Below are 20,556 nucleotides of genomic sequence, written 5' to 3' on the forward strand. Positions count from 1 at the left end.
CTCCCCCCGCAGGAGGATGGCCGGGGGCACGGGCCTGCCCTAGGTTGGTGCCCATGGCTGATCAGCGCATCGAGGCGCGCATCGACACCGCCCGGGGCATCGGCCTCGCGGTTGAGCTCGCTCTACCCGCCGGCGTCCCTGACCTCGACCCTCGTGAAGGCCGACGGGTGGTGGACACCGGCGGCGCGATGACGGAGCGCCCCGAGGCCATCGTCATCCTCGCCCACGACTTCCTCGCCGATCGCCATGGGCCCGGTCAGAGCCTCGACCGGATGGCCGCCGCGTACAGGGAGGCCGGCCTGGCGACCCTCCAGTTCGATTTCTCGGGCCTGGGGGCCTCCGACGACGACGTCATCACCCTGGCCAGTGAGGTCGCCGATCTCCAGGCGCTGTGCAGTTGGCTCTCGCACCTGGGCTACGCGCGCCAGGGGATCCACGGGCACGGCCTGGGGGCGACGGCGGCGCTCGTCGCCAGGCCGGAGCAGGTGCGCACGGCGGTGGCCGTCGGCGCGATCGTCGGCCCGCAGTCGATCCTGTGGGAGGAGGTCTTCTCCCCCACCCAGCTCGACGAGCTCGCCAAGCACGGCATCACCCGCCTCCCGGATGACAACCCCAATGACCGCGCATGGGACGTGGTGAGCAAGGAGACCCTGGCGGACGTGTCGATGCAGAGCCCCGACGGCGTCATGGAGGGCCTGCCCTGGCCGATCCTCATGGTGCATGGGGCGCAGGTCGTGGAGTCCTCCGACGCCGCTGACGAGGCCGCCAAGGGCTTCCCCCTGCTCCCCGATGGATCGCGCATGATGCAGATCCACTCCCAGGGTGAGGAAGCGGACGCCGAGCTCTCGCGCGCGGCCGTGGACTGGATGGCCCTGCGCCTGCGGTGAGGCGCGGCGCCCCTTCCGCTTCCGTCGGGCCAGGGGCGACACTGGTGGGCATGGAGATGAGCAGACTCGGCAGCCACGGCCCCAGCGTCCCGCCATTCGCGCTCGGCACGATGTACTTCGGCTCCCAGGTACCACCGGACACCGCCCTCACCATCCTCGACGCCGCCCTCGATCAGGGCGCGACCTTCCTCGACACCGCCAACAACTACGCCTTCTGGGTTGACGGCGGGACCGGCGACGAGTCCGAATCCCTCCTCGGCCGCTGGTTCGCCTCCCGGCCGGGCGCCCGGGACCGGGTCACCCTGGCGACGAAGATCGGCGCGCGCCCGCGCCCGGGCAGCCGCAGCCTGGACGAGGCACTGGGCCTGTCGGCGAGCGCGATCAGGACGCAGACCGAGGATTCCCTCGCCCGCCTGGGGACCGATCAGGTCGATCTCCTCTACGCGCATGTCGACGATCCCCGCGTCCCGATCGAGGAGACTGTGGGGGCACTGGTCGAGGAGGCCCGGCGCGGCACGGCCCGCTTCATCGGCTGCTCCAACCTCAGCGCTTCCCGCCTCGAGGCCGCGCTCGCCGCCACGCCCGCCGGGCAGGCGGGCTACTGCGTCCTCCAGCAGCGCTTCACCTACCTGACGACCGCGCCCGGCGCCGATCTGTCCCCGCATGTGCTCCTCGATGAGGAGGTGATCGACGTCGCCACGCGCCACGGTCTTGGCCTCATCGGCTACTCGCCGCTCCTTGGAGGCGCGTACACCCGTGCTGACCGGCCGCTTCCCGAGGCCTACCAGCATGGGGCGACGCAGGGCCAGCTCGCCGCGCTCGCGCGGGCCGCCGACGCCACGGGGCTCGACGCCGGGCAGGTGGTCCTGGCATGGATGGCGCAGCGGGGCATCCCCGTGCGCGCCGTCGTCGGGGTCTCCTCAACGAATCAGCTGGCCTCAGCCGTGAAGGCGGCGAGCACGCCGCTTCCCGCGGAGGTCCTCGCCGACCTGGAGCAGGCGCGCCGCGTTCCCTGACCGCGGCCCCGCGAGTTCGTCACTTTGACGTCGACTTCGTACCCTTACCCTCAGATTTCGTCACCAAAAGTACGATCTCGACGGGTGCGGCGGCGCCCGCGCGCCTGCCCGCACCCGGGGAGGACTCCCCCTGGGACTTTCCTGTGGTTCCCCGGAGAATCGGGGCATGACTCCCTCGCCCCTGCACCCCGCCGCCTCGACCCTCCCACCCCTCAGCCGCCGAACTCTCATCGCCCTGGCCGCGCTCACCGCCGGCTCTCTCGCCGCTTGCTCCAGCAAACCCCCGCGCCCGTCCATCGGCGGCGAGCAACTCATCGGCTCGGTCGCCCGCACGGCCGTGCCCGTGTCGCGGGCCCCGGATCTGGCCTCCGCCGTCGCCGCCTGCGACACCCTCGGCGCGACGGCGCTGAGCGCCCAACTCGCTGACGGCGCGCATTCCAATGCCCTCGTCAGCCCCGCGTCCCTGGGGCTCAGCCTGGCGGCCGCCGCCCTGGGCGCCACCGACCCCGCCGCCCAGGGGATCAACACGGGCCTCGGCTGCGCCGATGAGGCCACGCGCAACACCACCTGGTCGGCCATCCAGAACGCCCTGCTGGCCTACGACGGCGACCCCTCGTCCTTCGACCTCTCGGCCAAGGCCCCCGAGAAGCCCCTCCTCCACGTGGCCTACCAGCTGCTCGTCATCGCCGAGGAGGGCCAGTCCACGGTGAACCAGGACTTCATCGACGGCGTCGGGCAGTGGTTCAGCGCCGATCTGCGCCGCTCCACTCCCGCGCAGGCGCGCGCGGTCCTCGACGCGTGGGCGAAGCTCCACACCGGCGGGCTCATCGAGAAGTCGGCGATCACACGCATGGACCCCGGCTTCGTCGTCCAGAACGCGGTGCTCTTCGCGGCGCGCTGGAAGACCATGTTCGAGGAGTCCAGCACCCATGACCAGGACTTCACCCTGCCCGATGGCGCCGTCGTCCAAGTGCCGATGATGCACCAATCGGCGCATATGACCTGCACCATGGGGTCCTCTGGGGCCTCGGGCTGGAAGGTGCTGCGCGTGCCCTACTCCGAGGGCTTCGCCCTCGACATCATCCTTCCCGACGCCGGGACCCTCCCCGAATCACTTCCCGCCGACACGTGGGCGCGCGCCACCGCCCTGCTCGACGAGGCGACGTCCGAGGGCATTGAACCGGACGTCAAGCTCGCCCTGCCCCGGATCGACGTCACCACTCCCGGTGGCGGCTTCGACGTCCTGGCGGTGCTCGCCCCCCTCGGGATCGACGCCGTGCCCATGGGCAGGGCCGGCGAGGGCTGCGTCACCAGTGAGTACCGCCAGCAGGTGCGCCTCCTCATCCAGGAGGACGGCACGAAGGCCGCCGCGCTCTCCGAGCAGAAAGGCCTGGCCATGGCGCCCGCCCCCGGCGAGACCACCGACTTCATCGTCGACCACCCCTACGCCATGCGCCTGCGCGACCTCAGCACCGGCCTCAGCCTCTTCGAGGCGATCATCAACGACCCCCGCGGTTAGAGACCCGGGGAGGGGCAGTGGATTGATTCGCGGGGCTGGCATCGGGTCTGGCGGGAGCACCGGAGGGCGCCCAGCGCCCGATGGTACGGGGGACCGCCCCGCGAATCAATCCACGGCCCCGACCCTCACGGGTCCTGCTCATGGCCGCGCATGAGGGACAATGGGCCGCCTATGGACACCACCAGTGCTGCCGGCGACGCCGGTGAGGACCACGGCAACCAGCGGGATCGCCGGGGCCGCCGCGCCTCCAACGGCCGCAGGGGCAACGGGAACCACCGCGGGAAGCGGCCCCGCCGCTCCTGGAAGGGCTTCACCCCCGAGCAGCTGGCCGAGCGGGCCGCCTCCGTCCCGGCGATCGTCTACCCCGACGAGCTCCCCGTCACCGCCCGCCGCGCCGAGATCGCCCAGGCGATCGAGCACAACCAGGTGGTCATCGTGGCCGGGGAGACCGGGAGCGGCAAGACCACGCAGATCCCCAAGATCTGCCTGGAGCTCGGCCGCGGCATCACCGGCATGATCGGCCACACCCAGCCCCGCCGCATCGCCGCGCGCTCCGTGGCCGAGCGCATCGCCGATGAGCTGGGGACCCGCATCTCCTCCGAGGGGATCGTCGGCTACCAGGTTCGCTTCACCGAGGAGGTCGGGACGCGCACCCTCATCAAGCTCATGACCGACGGCATCCTCCTGGCGGAGATCCAGTCGGACCCCATGCTCGCCCGCTACGACACGATCATCGTCGACGAGGCCCACGAGCGCAGCCTCAACATCGACTTCATCCTGGGCTACCTCGCCCGCCTCCTGCCGGGCCGCCCCGATCTCAAGGTCATCATCACCTCGGCCACCATCGACTCCGAGCGCTTCGCCGAGCACTTCGGCACCGAGCTCTCGCGCCCGGCCGCCGCTGGCCAGGGCGCCACCGGTCAGGCGGCGCCCTCCTCCTCCGGCACCGGTGAGGAGGCCGCCCCGCCCGACGCCGCCGCCCTCACCGCCCGCATTCCCGCGCCGATCATCGAGGTCACGGGCCGCACCTACCCCGTCGAGATCCGTTACCGCCCCCTTGCCGCGGACGAGCCCGACGACGGCGAGGGCGCTCCCGGCGCCGCTCAGGCGGGTTCGGGCCACGCCGCCGCTCCGGCTGAGCCCGGAGAGCTCACCGAGGCCGAGCTCGACGCCCTGACCTCGCCCGACCCGGCGGTGCGCGCCGCTGCCCGGGCCCGGCGCGAGGCGGTGCGAGCCTCGGCCGCTGCCTCCGCGCCGCGGTCCCACGGCTCCCGCCGGGGCGGGGAGGGCGAGCCGCGCGACCAGGTCACGGGCATCCTCGACGCCGTCGACGAGCTCCTGGGGGCAGGGCCCGGCGACATCCTCGTCTTCCTCGCGGGCGAGCGGGATATCCGCGACACCGAGTCGGCCCTGGCCGACCACCTGGGCCCGCGCCTCGTTGTCGACGGCCGCTCACGGCTCCCCGGCGGCGTCGAGGTCGTGCCCCTCTACTCGCGCCTGAGCGCCGCCGAGCAGCACCGCGTCTTCGAGTCGCACTCCACGCGGCGGATCGTCCTGGCCACGAACGTCGCCGAGACCTCCCTGACGGTGCCCGGCATCCGCTACGTCATCGACCCGGGGCTGGCCCGCATCTCGCGCTACTCCAACCGCACGAAGGTCCAGCGCCTGCCCATCGAGCCGATCAGCCAGGCCAGCGCCAACCAGCGCTCGGGCCGCTGCGGGCGCCTGGCCGACGGTATCGCCATCCGCCTGTACTCCCAGGCGGATTTCGACTCCCGCCCCCAGTACACCGAGCCGGAGATCCTGCGCACGTCGCTGGCCAGCGTCATCCTGCAGATGGCGGCCCTCGGGCTCGGCGCCGTGGAGGACTTCCCCTTCATCGACGCCCCGGACCGGCGGGCCGTGCGCGACGGCATCGCCCTGCTCGCCGAGATCGGCGCGATCGATCCCGACGGCGCCACTCGCGCGAGTGGGCCCCGCCTGACCGCCGTCGGGAGGCGCCTGGCACGGCTGCCCATCGACCCGCGCCTGGGGCGGATGCTCCTTGAGGCCGGCGAACTGGGCTGCGCCGGGGAGGTGCTCGTCATCGTGGCGGCACTGTCCATCCAGGACGTGCGCGAGCGTCCCGTGGACAAGCAGGAGGCCTCCGACGCCCTGCACCGGCGCTTCGCGGACCCCACGAGCGATTTCCTCACCTATCTCAACCTGTGGCGCTACCTGCGCACCCAGTCCCGCGAGCTGTCCGGATCGGCGTTCCGGCGCATGTGCCGCGCCGAGTTCCTGCACTACCTGCGCGTGCGCGAGTGGATGGACGTCCACACTCAGCTGCGCCAGATGTCGCGGCAGCTGGGACTCGACACCGCCCCCGTCGAGCTGCCGACGGCGCGCGCCATCCGGGCCGCCGGGGCCGCCCTGGAGCCCGGCTCGCACGCGGCCCAGATCGCCCACGGGGATGTGGCGGCCGCCGTCGTCGCGCTCGGGCGCAGCGCGGACACGCCCGATGCCGACGCCATCCACCGCTCCCTGCTCGTGGGGCTGCTGTCTAATGTGGGCAACTGGGACGAGCGGCGCCGCGAGTACGCGGGGGCGCGGGGCACGCGCTTCACGATCTGGCCCGGCTCGGGGCTGCGCCGCAAGACCTATGACTGGGTGATGACGGCGGAGCTGGTGGAGACCTCCCGGCTCTTCGCGCGCACCGTGGCGAAGGTCGATGAGCGGTGGATCGAGGAGGCGGCCGGGCGCGCGGGCCTGCTGCGCCGCGTCTACGGCGAGCCCTACTGGTCCACGCGCCACGGCGCCGCGATGGTCCACGAGAAGGTCATGCTCTATGGGATGACGCTCGTGGCGGACCGCCCCTCGACGCTGGCCTCGGTGGGCACGGACTCGGCGCGGCAGGTGGCCCGGGAGATGTTCATCCGCTCCGGGCTCGTCGAGGGCGGCTGGCATGCCCGGCACGGCTTCGTCGAGCGCAACCGCGACCTCCTGGAGGAGCTGGGGGACGTGGAGCGGCGGCGCCGCGAGCACGGCCTGCTGGCCAGTGACGAGGCGCTGTTCGACTTCTACGACGACCGCCTTCCCGATGACATCTATGGCGCCGCGGACTTCGACGCCTGGTGGAAGCGGGAGCGGGGCCGCCGCCCGGACCTCCTCGACTTCACGCACGAGCTGCTGCTGCCCGGCGGCGACGACGCCACGGGCTACCCGGACACATGGACGCAGGGCGACCTCACCCTGGGCCTGGAGTACGTCTTCGAGCCGGGGCATCCTCACGACGGCGTCGCCGTGCGGGTGCCGATCGAGGTTTTGGGGCGTCTGGAGCCCACCGGCTTCGACTGGCTCGTGCCGGGGATGCGGCCCGAGCTCGTGGTGGCCACGATCCGCGCCCTGCCCAAGCGGGTGCGCCGCCAGCTCGTGCCCGCCCCGGATGTGGGCGCGCAGGTGTGGGCGGTACTGCGCGAGGAGTACCCGACGCCGCCCGGTGCCTCCTGCCCGGATACTCCCTTCGAGGAGGCCTTCGCGGCGGTGGTGGGGCGCCTGCGGGGCGTGGAGATCGGCGACGACGACTGGGCCGAGGCCGCGCAGCGCCTGCCCGATCACCTGTCGATCGCCTTCGTGGCGCTCGACGCCCGGGGGAAGGTCCTGGGCCGAGGCAAGGACCTCGTGGCCCTGCAACGGCGGCTGTCGGGGCGCACGGAGGAGGCCGTGCGCTCGGCGGTGCGCGGGGCGCTGGCCCAGGCGATGGAGGAGACGCAGGCACGGGCCGGAGGGAGCGGCGGATCGCGGGGCTCGGGGACGACGAAGCGCGAGCACGGCAAGGGCCGCGGCAAGCGGGCCGGGACGGGCGCGCGGAACGGGCCGAGCGCTGGCGACGGCGCGGGGCTCGCCGAGCGTGCGGGCCTGGAGGACTGGCCGAGCGGCCTGGCCGGCCTCACCGGCCCGGATTCCTCGACGATCCCCACCACAGTGGAGTCGGCGGGCAGGGCTGGGCTCGTCGTGCGCGGATACCCGGCCCTCGTGGCCAGCGGCGGCGCGAAGCGGCTGCGGCCAGGCGGCGCCAGTGGCAGCGGCGGGCGGCTCGCCGCCCAGGGCTCGGGTGCCAGGGGATCGGGCGGCACAGACTCGGCGAAGAAGCGCGCCGCGAAGCGGGGCGGCGCGGCGGGCGGGCGGCAGGCGCCCACAGGCCCCGCCGCGGATCTGACGATCCTGCCGGACGCCGTCGCCCAGGAGCGGGAGCACCCCGCGGGGGTCATCGCCCTGGCGCTGGCGCGCACGGCGCTGCCGACGGGACGGATCACGAGCCGTTGGAGCGGCAAGGAGTCGCTCATGCTCGCGGCGAGCCCGTACCGGTCCACCGAGGCGCTCGTGGCTGACCTCCAGCTGGCGGCGGCGCGCGCCGTCGCCGAGCAGTGGGCGTCCCGCACCGGCCGCAGACTCGCCGAGGTGCGGGACAAGGCGGCGTTCGCCGACCTCGTGGCCGCGATGCGCGCCGGGCTGGAGGACGAGGTCCACCGGATCGCCCTCATCGTTGTCCGGGCGCTTGAGGCGCAGCGGGAGGTCCAGAAGGCGGTCGACCAGCACACCTCCCTCACGCTGCTGACGACGCTGCAGGAGGTGCGCGAGCAGGCCGCCGGGCTCATCGCCGACGGCTTCATCACCGCCACGCCCGCGAGCCGCCTGCCGCACCTGCCCAGGTACATGACAGCGCTGGCGATGAGGGTGGAGCGGGCGGCCTCCTCGCCGTCGGCCGCCTCGCAGGACGCGGCCCTGGCCTATCAGGCGCGCGAGGCCCTCGCCGGGGTGGAGCGGGCGCGGGAGAGGGGCGCCGCCCTGCCGCCGGACGCGGCGCGCGAGGCGGCGCTCACCGAGGCGCGCTGGATGCTGGAGGAGCTGCGGGTGAGCCTGTTCGCGCAGACGCTGGGCACCTCCCAGAAAGTGAGCCCCCAGCGCATCACCAAACTCCTCGCCACCATCCCATAACCACCCCCTATATCCGAGACCGGGCGAACAGCACGGCGAGATTTGGAACTCTCCAGTCAATCGCAATCTCGCCGTGCTGTTCGCCCGGTTTCGCCGTGCTGTTCGCCCGGTCTCGGTGAGAGGGCGCGCGGCATGCCGCCCCTTGGGCAGTCGGGACCAGCCCTGCCCAGCCCGACCCAGCCCGGCCGCGCCCTCAGGCCGGGCGCAGGCCCTCGGCGGCCAGCGCTGCCCGGGCCCTGCCCCAGCGGCGGTCGTCGCGGAAGGCGAGCCAGAGGGAGTCGAGCCCCCGCTCGGCGACGGCGGCGTAGAAGGCCTCGGGCCCCCGCTCGGCGCCACGCCTGAGGGCTCGGGCGTTGATGATCTCCTCCTCGGTCCGGCCCCCGCCCAGGTGCGCGATGAAGGCGCGCCGGTCGGACCAGGCGGTGCCGGGATCGGACTCGTCGAGGTGGAGCCAGCGGTGCCCGGGCGCGATCCCGAGCGCGGCATCGCCCTCGATGGGCGGGGTGACCGGCTCCGTCCAGTCCCGCCCTTCCCTGGTGGCGAGGATCGAGGTGGGCCACACGACGCCGGTGTCGAGGTCGAGCCAGACGCCGTCGCGCTGGCCGCCAGCGGCGATGGAGGTCACCAGGGCTCCCAGGCGCAGCGGCAGGGGGGAGTCGGCGGGGCTCTCTCCCCGCAGCCTGGCCATGAGGAGCCCGGCGAGGACGTCGTCGCCGGGCCAGCCGCGCAGCTCGAGCTGCGTGATGGCGGCGAGCATCGCGGCTGTCATCGGCTCGCGCAGCGCATGGCCGGGGCCGTCGCTGGAGCGCCAGGTACCCGCCAGGCAGGCGCCGACCTGCTGGAGCGCGTGGCGGCAGTCGGCGCCGGTGATGGCGGCGACGAGCGAGGGGATGTCGCGTCTGGCCCGCGCCCTGCGCACCGCGCCGACGTCGACCGGCTCGGCCACGGGTGCGCCGAACTCCTCCAGGAACTCCAGGTGCCGGGGGCGCTCGCCCCACTCGCCGCGAGCGCCCCCACGATCCCGACGATCCCAGCGGTCCCGGGCCTCAGCGCGCTCGGCGGCCCTGCGGGCGCGGCGGCTGCGCGGGGCCTCGAAGGCCTCCGGCGCGGGCCTGGCCCCGGGCTCCCGGTCCTCCTCGGCGTCGGGTCTGCGGCGACCAGCGCCCCGGCGGTGCTCGACGTCGGGCCGGGTCCGGCCGTACTGGTCCGGCAGGTCCCCCCATCCGCGGATCGGCTGCGGGCCGGTGATGCGTGGGCCGATGAGCTGCTCAACGCTGATCTTGTCGGTGACGGTGCAGCGGTAGACCCACCGGTCCGAGAGATCGAAGACGTAGCGCATCGTGTCCCCGCGCTCCAGGAGCGGCTTGACCGTCGTAGTGCCGGGCAGGACGCGGTCGAGAATGGGGCCGCCGGTGGCGGCGCGGGCGGCGAGGTCGCGCTGGGGGACGTCGTCGATGATGCGGGTTCCATCCGCGAGGGCGAACTCGTGGTGGTGGGCGCGGTCCCAGCGGGCGAAGGCGAGGTCGATGGCGCGGGCGAGCTCGGCGAAGGTGGTCGACGGCGGCGCGATGAGATCGCGCCCGGGAGGCGGGTCGAGGTCAGTACCGCGACCACCCAGGAGCTCCACGGTGATGACCTGCCAGCGTCTCGCCATGGCTCCGATGCTGCCATAGCCTCGCGGGGCGCGCATGGGTCCCAGGCTGGGAAAATCCTGGGGGTCGCGCCCGGGGCCCCACCGGGGCCTCCGCCGACCTGCGGCGCCTCCCGGACAACCGGCGGACGTGGCGCGCAGCACGATTCCACGATGCGCGCGGCGGGGCCTCCCGGCGCGCCTCAGGGCCCCAAAACCCCTTCGGGCCTCTCAGATCCTCTCAGAGCACCGAGGACATGAGGCGGCAGACGTTGTCGATGTAGCGCAGGTAGCGGGGCTCGGCGGCCCACTGCTCACTCGTCAGCTCCTCGGAGACCGCCCGGTAGGCATCGTCGTTGGCGCGAAGGAGGTCGTCGAGGTCGCCCCCGAAGGCCAGCAGCATGACCTCGTAGTTGAGGGTGAAGCTGCGGAAGTCCATGTTGGATGAGCCGATGACCGCCACCTCGCCGTCGACCGTCATGTACTTGGAGTGCAGGACGGTGGGCGAGGGGTAGCGGAAGATCCGCACCCCGGCGGCCAGCAGCGCCGGGTAGTAGGAGCGCTGGGCGTGGTTGACGATGAACTGGTCGGACTCCTTGCCGACGAACAGCTCCACCCGCACGCCCCTGTAGGCGGCCGAGGTGATCGCGGCGAGCAGCGCCTCATCGGGGATGAAGTAGGGGCTGGTGATGGACACGCGCCGAGTGGCCCCCTGGATGAGGGACAGGAACATCCGCAGGTTCGGCTCCAGGGGGTAGCCGGGCCCGGAGGGCACGAGCTGCATGGCGTTGATGACCGCGTCGGGCCGCCCGGGCCGGGGCGCCGCGGAGCCGACGAGGGGGGCGGGCCCCTCCCCCAGATCGGGGATGGCCTCGGGCAGGGCCTCGGCGATCGTCGAGGTGGAGCGCTTGCGGACGGGCCGGGAAACGCCGGGCTTGCGCTTGTGAGCGGGACTGAGATCGAAGACGTCGAGGAGCTCGTCGGCCTCGAAGAGCCAGTCCATGGCGAAGACGGCCTGCGCCTCCGCGACGATCTCGCCGACGACCTCCACGGTGAGGTCCTTCCAGACGCGCCCCGCCCAGCGGTTGCGGCGCAGCAGGTAGGTGGGGTCGATGATGTTGTGGGAGCCGATGAAAGCCCGCTCACCGTCGATGATAAGGAGCTTGCGGTGATTGCGCAGGTCGGGGCGGCGCCAGCGCAGGCGGAAGGGCAGCAGCGGCATCATGAGCCACCACTCGATGCCCGCCGCGCTCAGGCGCTTGCCCAGGCTCCGCCATCCGGGGTACTTGCGGCTGCCGAGGTGGTCGAGCAGGAGGCGCACCTTGACGCCGCGCCCGGCCGCGCGCTCGAGGGCGCTGTAGAAGACATCGGTGACGGGGTCCCAGGACTGGATGTAGCACTCGACGTTGACCGAGGTGGTGGCCTCGTCGATGGCGCGGGCCATGGCGGCGTAGGTCGCCGCGGAGTCGTCGTGGAGGGTGATGACCTCCCCGGTGAGGCAGGGCAGCCCGGTCAGGCGCCGGTTCATGCGGAGGATCGACTCGAGGTGCTCCGACTCGCTGGCCCCCGGCGGCGCGTCGGGGAGATGCGCGGTGTAGCGCAGCGCCATCTCGTTGACCTCCACCTGCTGGCGGTAGCGCTTGCCGGTCACGCGCGGGCTTCCCAGGAGCAGGTAGAGGGGGAGGCCGACGACGGGCAGGAGGAAGATGAGGACGAGCCACGCCGTCGACGACGACGGGCGGCGGTTCTCGGGGATGGTGCCCAGGGCGACGATCTTGATGACGTACTCGATGGCGACCCACGCGGTGGCGAGGGTCGAGGGGAGCGTCATCAACCTCATGGGCGCATGATGCCACGCGACAGGCGCGGGACAACCGCGGCTAGCCGGTGATGAGCGGGGATCCGAAGAAGGCCCGGAAGCACCCGTAGAAGTTCCAGTTCCCCCAGCTCGTGCAGTCATCACCGCCGGTCGCGGCGGCCGCGTTGGGCAGGAAGGGGGTGTAGTCGTAGAGCCCGGCGGTGGCCTGATTGGCCAGGGTCAACTCCTCGGACCCGCAGGCCGTGTCCGGTGAGAAGGGGATGGACACGGGGGTCCCGGCGACGAAGTCGTAGGACCCCGGGTCGAGGCGGTAGCGCTGGAACTGCCGGGCAGCGCCGTAGAGCTGGGCGAAGAACCCGGAGAACTCCGGCGCGCACGCCGAGCCGTCAGGGCAGGCGTAGCCGGCGGCCGCCTCGTAGCGGCGAGCGGTGAGCATGGGGCCTGAGGCGGTCAGCAGGCCCTGCTCCTTCTGGAGGAGCACGAGGAGGACCTGGGGGTTGATACCGCAGGCGGAGGCGACGCCGGAGATGATACGGGCGGCGCTCTGCCCGGTGGCGGCGACGTACCCGCCTGGGCAGGCGGTGGTGACCTCGCGGGTCTGGGTGTCGAAGACGGCGTCGGCGAGGCAGGGCGTGCCGTCGTCGCCCGGGACGCACCCCTTGTTCACCTTGGTGATGAAGGCGGCGATCTCGTCCTCGCTCATGGCGGCGGAGTCGTAGAAGACCTCGTCGTCGATGAGGCGCGCGGGGTCGTATCCGGTCATGTCCAGGACGATCGGAGCGGGCCCGCTGGGCGCGGTGGGTGTCGGGGAGGCCCCGCCGAAGACCCCGATGCGCCCTTCCAGGGACAGGGCGAGGACGGCGACGAGCACCGTGATGAGGAAGGAGAGGATGAGGACGGCGAGCGGGCCGAGCCGGCGACGGCGCCGCGAGGGCGCGCGTGAATGGGCGCGGGCCGAGGCGTCGAGGCGCCGACCCGCGCCGCTGGGCTGGTCACGGCGGGAACCGGAGGGTGAAGGGAGCACTGGCCTCATGCTGCCATATCCGGGGCGGGGTCTTCATGTCATCGGCATCCCCGCGCCCTGATTCGCCCGCCGCCCGCCTCCCCCGCCAGCCGTAGCCTTGGCCCGTGGATGCTCACGACGCCCTCGCCCTCGCCCGCGACCTCATGGACGCGCACGGCGTGGGCGACTGGGAGGTGGCGCTGGATCGGGCCCGGCGCCGGGCGGGCCAGACCGATCACTCCCGGCGCCGCATCACCTTGTCGCGCGCGCTCATGGCCCTGTACTCGCCTGCCGAGGCGCGCGAGACGATCCTGCACGAGATCGCCCACGCGAGGGTGGGGCCCTCCCATGGCCACGACGCCGTGTGGGCGGCAGAAGCCCGGCGCCTGGGCGCGAGCGGCAAGCGCCTGGTGCCCGTGGACGCGCCGAGCCTGCCCGGCCGGTGGCTGGGAGTCTGCCCGGCGGGCCATACGGTGAGCCGGATGCGCCGGCCCCGCCGTCCGATGTCCTGCGCCCGCTGCGCCAGGCGCTTCGATCCCGCGCACCTACTGACCTGGGAGCTCGACGGCGCCCCCGTGGCCCCCGGCCAGATCAGCGCCGAGTACGAGCGGGCTCTGCGCCTGCTGACCGGGGAGACCTCTCCCGGTGGGAGTGTTGCCGCCCGGGGCGCCAGCGGGTGAGGATTGGGGCCGAGCCGCGTCAGGACGCCGTCGAGAGCGCTCGAGACCGCTGGACATCACCGAGGAGACTGAAGGAGAAACGATGATCGTCACCACCACCCCCACCGTCGAGGGATACCCCGTCAGCCAGTACCTGCGCGTCGTGTGCGGGGAGACGATCGCCGGGGTCAACATGTTCAAGGACATCGCCGCTGGCTTCCGCAACATGGTCGGCGGGCGCTCGGCCTCCTACGAGCAGGAGCTCATCCAGGCCCGCGAGACCGCCCTGGCGGAGATGGTGCAGCGGGCCAGCGAGCTCGGCGCCGAGGGCGTCGTCGGCGTTGACATCGACTACGAGACGCTCGGCTCGGACAACGGCATGCTCATGGTGACCGCCTCGGGCACGGCGGTGCGCTTCACCCCTGCCCAGCAGGCCCCCGCCGCCGGGCAGGGCGCCGTCGGCTACTGACGCCAGGTCAAGGGGCAGGGGCCCGACGACGGGCCACCGCCCAGGCCGCCCCAACCGCCCTGACCCCACGGCCCCGGCGGCCGCCGCTCAGCCGAGGTGCTGGAGGTGGCCGTCGGGGTCCTTCACCCGGGCAATGAGGACGAGCCCGGCGATGAGCACCGTCATGATGCCGAGGATCCCCCAGTAGCCGGCGCCCTGCCCCATGATCCGGGCGCCCACCCAGATCGCCGCGCCGTACAGGGCGGGGGCGAGGAAGGACGCGGCGCGCCCCGTCGTCGCGTAGAGCCCGAAGATCTCGCCCTCGCGCCCGTCCGGGATGAGGCGGGCGAGGAAGGTGCGGGAGGCGGACTGGGCTGGCCCCACGCAGGCGGACAGCGCCAGGCCGAGCGCCCAGAACACCGTCTTGCCGCCGTCGTGGCAGAAGAAGACGGCGTTGCCCGCCACGACGAGGATGACGAGCGAGCCCATGATGACCCGGCGCGGCCCGATGAGGTCGTCCAGCCGCCCGCAGGCGATCGTGGTGATGCCGGCGACCACATTCGCGGCGATGGCGAACTGGATGACCTCGGCGTCGGAGAAGTCGAAGGTGGTGCGGGCGATGATGCCGCCGTAGGCGAAGACCCCAGCGAGGCCGTCCCGGAAGACGGCCGAGGCCAGGAGGAACCACAGGACGTTCGGGTGGGAGCGGTACAGGGAGCGCAGCGTGCGCCACAGGTGGCGGTAGGAGGCGAGGATCGACTCGCGGCGCCCAGAGCCGCCAGAGCTCCCATTGCTCCCGGGGACGGCGATATCCCCCGGCACCAGCGGCTCGGTCTCCATCTCGGGGATCTGCCTGGCGCCATCCGCATCACTCCCGCCCGCGAGCGGGCGTCCGCCGCGACGGCGCCGGGCAGCGCGGGACTGGGTGAGAAGGACCGGGATCGCGGAGATCCCGAACCAGGCGGCGGCCACGAGCATCGCCACGCGGACGTTGAGCCCGTCCGCGCTGGTGACGCCGAACCAGCCGACCTCGGGGCTGATGAGGCCGGTGTAGACCACGAGCAGCAGGACGATCCCGCCGAGGTAGCCCATGCCCCAGCCGATCCCCGAGACCGCGCCGATCCTCTCCTTCGTGGTCACGTGGGCCAGGAGCCCGTTGTAGTTGACGGAGGCGAGCTCGAAGAAGAGGTTGCCCACCCCCATGAGCACGATGCCGAGCCACAGGTAGCCCGGGGCGGGCTTGACGAGGAAGAGCGCTGCGGAGACGGCCACGACGAGCGCGGTGTAGATCCCGAGTGAGGCGACGGCGCGACCGGCGCGGTCGGCCCTCTGCCCGGTGACGGGGGCGAGGAGGGCGATGAGCAGACCGGCGATCGCCATCCCCACGGACAGGCGCGACTGGTTGGAGGTGGTGTCCCCGAAGGAGGAGGACACCAGGTAGGTCGCGAAGACGAAGGTCGTGATGACGGCGTTGAACGCGGCCGAGCCCCAGTCCCACAGCCCCCAGGCCAGGACGGGCCAGGTCAGGAGGCGGGGCTTGGTCGGCTGCGCAGAGGCGTGAGTCGCCCCTAGGGACGGGTCAGGGGAAGGCATGCTCTGAGCCTACGGCCTCCGTGGAGTCCGACGGTTCCAGGATCGGCGCGCGAAGCGCACGGAATGCGCACAAAAAGAGCACGGATCGGGCTCAGGAGCGCCATGGGAGGCGCCGCCCGGCCCCAGCCGCCCGGAACTCGCTGGTGGCGGCCGCCCTGTCGCCGGCAGCGCCGTCGCCGGTCTCAGCCAGCGGCGAGGAGGGCCTCGGCGAGGAGGAGGTCGAGGCGCGTGGTCACCTTGAGGGCGAGCGCGTCCCCGGCGACGGCGACGACGTCCACGCCCATCGCCTCGACCAGTCCGGCGTCGTCGGAGGCGGCCAGGCTCTCATCGCCCGCGCGCCGAGCGCCGACGCGATGGGCGGCCATCAGGGTCTCGCGCGCGAAGCCCTGGGGGGTCTGGACGGCGCGCAGGCGGGCGCGGTCCGGGGTGGCGATGATCGGCTCGACGGCTCCGCCGGGCCGGACCTCCTTGATGGTGTCGGTCACGGGCAGGACGGGGATGACGGCCTCGTGCCCCTCGCGCAGGGCGGTGATGACGCGCTCGATCACCTCGGGCGGGGTGAGGGCGCGGGCGGCGTCGTGGACGAGGATGGCGCCAGCGTCGGGCTGGGCGCTCAGGGCCGCCTCGAGCCCGAGGGCGACGCTCGCCTGGCGGGAGGCGGATGATCCCGCGACCACCTCGACGGCGCCGAGGCCCGCCACCTCGCGGCGGAAGTCCTCGATCCGGTCCTTCGGCGCCGTGACGACGACGAGCTCGACCCCGCCGGAGGCCAGCAGGCCCCGCACCGCGCGCCGCACGAGCGACTGCCCGGCGAGGGGGACGAGCCCCTTGGGGAGGTCGGCGCCGAGCCGGCTGCCCGAGCCGGCGGCGGTGACCACGGCGATCACCGGAGCAGGGCGCTGCGGGGCTGCGGCAGTCATGGTCGGGGAAGGAAGGGGCGGGCGGGATTGCGCCCGGCGTCAGGCGGCGGCGCCGGCGGCGAGGACCTCGTCGAGGCGGCTCTCGGCCTCGTCCTCGGGGGTCTTCTGCGCCAGGGCGAGCTCGGAGACGAGGATCTGGCGGGCCTTGGAGAGCATGCGCTTCTCACCGGCGGACAGACCACGGTCCGTGTCACGGCGGGACAGGTCCCGCACAACCTCGGCCACCTTGATGACGTCGCCGGAGGCGATCTTCTCCTGGTTGGCCTTGAAGCGGCGCGACCAGTTGGTGGGCTCCTCGGTGAAGGGGGCGCGGAGGACCTCGAAGACCTTCTCCAGGCCCTTCTCGTCGACGACGTCGCGCACGCCGATGAGCTCGACGGACTCCGCGGGGACGAGGATCGTCAGGTCGCCCTGGGCGACCTCGAGCTGGAGGTAGGTCTTCTCCTCGCCCTTCACCTTGCGCTGACGAATATCGATGATTCGAGCCGCGCCGTGGTGGGGATAGACGACGGTCTCTCCGACTTCAAGGGTCATGGGTGAGGTCTCCAGTCAAACAACAGGAGCCTCAGTTTACCAGTGCCGCGCGGCGCGATACCCGGGGAGGTTGCTCACAGCGCGACGGCGCCAGGCCTGTGAGGGACCTGGCGCCGTCGTCGAGGGGCGCGCCCGGATGCGGGCGCGAGCCTCACTTGCCCTGGTTGGCCACAGCGGCGATCTTCGCCTCAGCCTCGGGGTCGAGGTAGCGGCCGCCCTTCTTGAGGGGCTGAAGGGTCTCCTCATCGAGCTCGTAGACCAGCGGGATGCCGGTGGGGATGTTGACGGCGGCGATGTCGTCGTCGGAGATCCCGTCGAGGTGCTTGACGATCGCGCGCAGGGAGTTGCCGTGGGCGGCGATCATGACAGTCTTGCCGGTCTTGATCTCGGGGACGATCGTGGACTCCCAGTAGGGCAGGAGCCGGGCGAGGACGTCCTTGAGGCACTCGGTGGCGGGGATGGGCTCGCCGGCGTAGCGCGGGTCGGTGTCCTGCGAGAACTCGCTGCCGAGCTCGATGGCCGGCGGCGGGACGTCGTAGGAGCGGCGCCAGAGCATGAACTGCTCCTCGCCGTACTCGTCGCGGATCTCCTTCTTGTTCTTGCCCTGGAGGGCGCCGTAGTGGCGCTCGTTGAGGCGCCAGTCGCGCTCGACGGGGATCCAGTGGCGGTCCGCGGCGTCGAGGGCGAGGTTCGCCGTCATGATCGCGCGGCGCAGCATCGAGGTGAACAGCTTCTCGGGGAGGACGCCGGCCTCCTTGAGGAGCTCACCGCCGTGGACCGCCTCGGCGCGGCCCTTCTCGGACAGGGGGACGTCAACCCAACCGGTGAACAGGTTCTTCGCATTCCATTCGCTCTCGCCGTGGCGGAGCAGCACAAGGGTGTAAGCCATGGCCCTATCCTGCCAGCCGCGCGCTCCGCGCGCGAGGCCCCTGGTCCCATCCGGATCGTCCGGAACGGGGACCAGGGGCCCGCCGGCGGTCAGCGGCGCTCAGGGGCGAGGGCTCCCCTGAGCGGCGCGGTCAAGGTTCCCCGCGCTCGGCGAGGCGCGATGAATGAGCCTCAGTGGGCCTGGTTGTAGGCCTCACGGATCGGGGCGGGAATGCGGCCGCGGTCCGAGACCTCCATGCCCTGGCTGCGGGCCCACTCGCGAATCTTCTGGGTCTCGGCCGAGGAGCTGGCGCCCCGACGGCGGACATTACGGCGACCGGAGACACGACGGGCCTTGGCGGACCACTCCTCAATGGACTCGCGCAGCGCGGCGGCGTGCTCGTCGTTGAGGTCGATCTCGTAGGTCACCCCATCCAGGCCGAACGTGACCGTCTGCGACGCGGCGGAGTGGTCGATATCGTCGACAAGGATGATCTGGGTCTTCTGGGCCATGGTTCACTCTTCTCTTCGTGACGTCCGAGGATTACCGAGATGAATCCTCTTGCGAACACCCTGAAGGATAATGGAGGAATAAGGGTCGCGCAATATCGGCTCGGGATTCACCTCTTCGGACTCCGTGCATTTCCTCTGTGAGAACCCTGGGAGCAGCGCCGCCCCCTCCGCGAGGAGAGCATGAGATGCCGGGACGGCGCGGGCAGTGGGCGCGACTGGGAACAGGAATCGGGCGGGGCGCGCCGCCCGGGAGCGGGGGCTCAATGAAGAAGCCCCGAGACCGTCGGTCCCGGGGCTTGGGCGAGCCACCTGTGGGAATCGAACCCACGACCTATTCATTACGAGTGAATCGCTCTGCCGACTGAGCTAAGGTGGCATGCCGCTTGCGGCAGCGTGAGGACTCTACAGCGCGCCGCGCGCCCGGTGCAACGCGGGAGCCGCCGCCGCCCCGTGGCGCTGAACACAGGCAGGGCCGTAGACTGGCTGAGCCTCGTGAGACGGCGCGCGGTAGCGCGGACGAGCGCGAGATACTGGGCATGACGCGCATCGGCGCACGCCTTGAGACATGCCAGCACGCGTCAGCGCATGTCGGCCTGCGCCATATGCGCCCACTCCGATCGGCCGCGCCGCATCCGCGGCAGCGGCCCCAGGCCCCTCCTCCTCTGGAGAGGATCAGCACCATGTCGCAGCAGACAGATCCCTCGCCAGAAGCAGCGGCCCCCGTGACGCATGACAAGGGGGATGCCGGCTACAACAAGGAGCTGAAGAACCGCCACCTGCAGATGATCGCCATCGGCGGCTCGATCGGCACCGGCCTCTTCCTGGGCGCCGGCGGGCGCCTGGCGCAGGGCGGGGCGATCCTCATCGTCGCCTACGCGATCTGCGGGGTCTTCGCCTTCCTCATGGTGCGCGCCCTCGGCGAGCTCGCGATCCGGAGGCCCTCCTCGGGTGCCTTCGTGTCCTACGCGCGCGAGTTCCTCGGGGAGAAGGGCGCTTACATCACCGGGTGGTTCTTCTTCCTCGACTGGGCGGTGACCGTCATGGCCGACATCACCGCCGTCGCCCTCTACCTGCACTACTGGGGCACCTTCAAAGCCGTCCCCCAGTGGGTTCTCGCGCTCATCGCGCTCGCCCTGGTCTTCGTGCTCAACATGCTCAATGTCAAGATGTTCGGAGAGGCCGAGTTCTGGTTCGCGCTCATCAAGGTGGCGGCGATCGTCTCCTTCATGCTCGTGGCCATCTGGGCGATCGTCAGCGGCGCCAAGGTCGGCGGCGGGGCGGCGGGCTTGGGCAATATCACCGAGCATGGCGGTTTCGCCCCCGCGGGCATCGGGGTCGTCTTCACCCTCACCCTCGGCGTCGTCTTCGCATTCGGCGGCACGGAGATGGTCGGAGTGGCGGCCGGTGAGGCGAAGGACGCAATCACCGTGCTGCCCAAGGCGATCAACTCGATGATCCTGAGGATCTTCGTCTTCTACGTCGGCTCCGTGCTCCTCATGGCCTTCGTCCTGCCCTATACCTCCTACTCCAAGAACGAGTCGCCTTTCGTCACCTTCTTCTCCGGTATCGGCGTCCCCCACGCCGGGGACATCATTCAAGTGGTCGTCCTGACCGCGGCGCTGTCCAGCCTCAACGCCGGGCTCTACGCCACCGGACGCACGCTGCGCTCGATGGCGGTGGCGGGCGAGGCCCCCAGCGTCGCGGCCGGCCTCAACAAGCACCAGGTGCCCGCGGGCGCGATCGCCATCACCTCCGCCCTGGGCCTCGTGGGCGTCGCCCTCAACGCCTTCCTCGCGGAGGACGCCTTCAACATCGTCATGAACCTGGCGGGCATCGGCATCGCCGGGACCTGGGTGGCGATCCTCGTGACCCACCTGGCCTTCCTCAAGAGAATTGATCAGGGCCTCGAGGAGCGGCCGGCCTACCGGATGCCCGGCGCCCCCTACTCCAACTACGTCGCGATCGCCTTCTTCGCGCTCATCGTCGTCGCCAATGCCAAGGAGCCCGAGGGCCGCTGGACGCTCGCCCTGTTCGGCCTCGTCATCATCATGATGGTGGCAGGCTGGTACCGGGTGCGGGGCCGGATCCGCGGCGACCTCCTCGACCACGTGCTCGACGAGGCGACCACGGGCTCCGACGACGAGCAGTAGCCCGCCCGCGCCACGGCCGAC

General features: G+C 72.1%; 15 protein-coding genes and 1 tRNA gene. 7 read left to right on the plus strand and 9 right to left on the minus strand.

What is annotated here, in order from left to right; all coding sequences use genetic code 11:
• Positions 1-53: 53 nt before the first annotated feature.
• The 4 genes from A1QA_RS0103705 to A1QA_RS0103720 all read left to right on the plus strand — a co-directional run bounded on the left by A1QA_RS0103705 (position 54) and on the right by A1QA_RS0103720 (position 8,399).
• Positions 54-887 (plus strand): alpha/beta hydrolase family protein, encoded by an 834-nt coding sequence (locus A1QA_RS0103705; protein WP_043508198.1) that lies wholly within the window; start codon positions 54-56, stop codon positions 885-887.
• A gap of 50 nt (positions 888-937) precedes the next feature.
• On the plus strand, positions 938-1,903 hold the full coding sequence (locus tag A1QA_RS0103710; RefSeq protein ID WP_026048660.1) for an aldo/keto reductase: 966 nt from the start codon (positions 938-940) through the stop codon (positions 1,901-1,903).
• A 166-nt stretch (positions 1,904-2,069) separates the two neighbouring features.
• The gene (locus A1QA_RS0103715) at positions 2,070-3,422 is read left to right on the plus strand and encodes a serpin family protein (protein ID WP_017177583.1); all 1,353 of its coding nucleotides are present in this window, start codon (positions 2,070-2,072) and stop codon (positions 3,420-3,422) included.
• A gap of 171 nt (positions 3,423-3,593) precedes the next feature.
• Positions 3,594-8,399, plus strand: a complete 4,806-nt coding sequence (locus tag A1QA_RS0103720; RefSeq protein ID WP_017177584.1) for a DUF3418 domain-containing protein — start codon at positions 3,594-3,596, stop codon at positions 8,397-8,399.
• A 193-nt stretch (positions 8,400-8,592) separates the two neighbouring features.
• On the opposite strand, the gene A1QA_RS0103725 is transcribed toward A1QA_RS0103720, so the two are convergent.
• The 3 genes from A1QA_RS0103725 to A1QA_RS0103735 all read right to left on the minus strand — a co-directional run bounded on the left by A1QA_RS0103725 (position 8,593) and on the right by A1QA_RS0103735 (position 12,881).
• Positions 8,593-10,089 carry an IS1096 element passenger TnpR family protein gene (locus A1QA_RS0103725; RefSeq protein ID WP_017177585.1) on the minus strand — a complete coding sequence of 499 codons (1,497 nt, stop codon included), beginning with the start codon at positions 10,087-10,089 and terminating at the stop codon, positions 8,593-8,595.
• A 181-nt stretch (positions 10,090-10,270) separates the two neighbouring features.
• Positions 10,271-11,860 carry a phospholipase D-like domain-containing protein gene (locus A1QA_RS0103730; RefSeq protein ID WP_017177586.1) on the minus strand — a complete coding sequence of 530 codons (1,590 nt, stop codon included), beginning with the start codon at positions 11,858-11,860 and terminating at the stop codon, positions 10,271-10,273.
• 49 nt (positions 11,861-11,909) lie between these two features.
• Complete coding sequence (locus A1QA_RS0103735) at positions 11,910-12,881, minus strand: hypothetical protein (protein WP_425265723.1); 972 nt, start codon at positions 12,879-12,881, stop codon at positions 11,910-11,912.
• Between the two features lie 95 nt (positions 12,882-12,976).
• Between A1QA_RS0103735 and A1QA_RS13305 the strand changes: the two genes are divergently transcribed.
• Complete coding sequence (locus A1QA_RS13305; protein ID WP_017177588.1) at positions 12,977-13,531, plus strand: SprT-like domain-containing protein; 555 nt, start codon at positions 12,977-12,979, stop codon at positions 13,529-13,531.
• A gap of 82 nt (positions 13,532-13,613) precedes the next feature.
• Complete coding sequence (locus A1QA_RS0103745; RefSeq protein ID WP_017177589.1) at positions 13,614-13,979, plus strand: heavy metal-binding domain-containing protein; 366 nt, start codon at positions 13,614-13,616, stop codon at positions 13,977-13,979.
• An 87-nt stretch (positions 13,980-14,066) separates the two neighbouring features.
• Here A1QA_RS0103745 and A1QA_RS0103750 read toward each other — a convergent pair whose 3' ends face one another.
• From A1QA_RS0103750 to A1QA_RS0103775, 6 genes are all read right to left on the minus strand, one after another.
• On the minus strand, positions 14,067-15,551 hold the full coding sequence (locus A1QA_RS0103750; RefSeq protein WP_017177590.1) for an MFS transporter: 1,485 nt from the start codon (positions 15,549-15,551) through the stop codon (positions 14,067-14,069).
• A 182-nt stretch (positions 15,552-15,733) separates the two neighbouring features.
• Positions 15,734-16,471, minus strand: coding sequence for a 2-C-methyl-D-erythritol 4-phosphate cytidylyltransferase (gene ispD / locus A1QA_RS0103755; RefSeq protein ID WP_051000512.1), 738 nt, complete (start codon positions 16,469-16,471; stop codon positions 15,734-15,736).
• 39 nt (positions 16,472-16,510) lie between these two features.
• Positions 16,511-17,005, minus strand: coding sequence for a CarD family transcriptional regulator (locus tag A1QA_RS0103760; RefSeq protein WP_017177592.1), 495 nt, complete (start codon positions 17,003-17,005; stop codon positions 16,511-16,513).
• Between the two features lie 151 nt (positions 17,006-17,156).
• Positions 17,157-17,894, minus strand: coding sequence for a phosphoglyceromutase (locus A1QA_RS0103765; protein ID WP_017177593.1), 738 nt, complete (start codon positions 17,892-17,894; stop codon positions 17,157-17,159).
• A gap of 170 nt (positions 17,895-18,064) precedes the next feature.
• A complete protein-coding gene (locus tag A1QA_RS0103770; RefSeq protein ID WP_017177594.1) occupies positions 18,065-18,385 on the minus strand; it encodes a histone-like nucleoid-structuring protein Lsr2 in 321 nt (106 codons plus the stop codon).
• A gap of 303 nt (positions 18,386-18,688) precedes the next feature.
• A tRNA-Thr gene (locus A1QA_RS0103775) sits at positions 18,689-18,761 on the minus strand.
• 304 nt (positions 18,762-19,065) lie between these two features.
• Here A1QA_RS0103775 and A1QA_RS0103780 point away from each other — a divergent pair.
• Positions 19,066-20,535: an amino acid permease gene (locus A1QA_RS0103780; RefSeq protein WP_043508004.1), complete on the plus strand. Its 1,470-nt coding sequence runs from the start codon at positions 19,066-19,068 to the stop codon at positions 20,533-20,535.
• Positions 20,536-20,556: the final 21 nt, after the last annotated feature.

Source organism: Actinomyces timonensis DSM 23838 (assembly GCF_000295095.1).
Lineage (GTDB): Bacteria > Actinomycetota > Actinomycetes > Actinomycetales > Actinomycetaceae > Actinomyces > Actinomyces timonensis.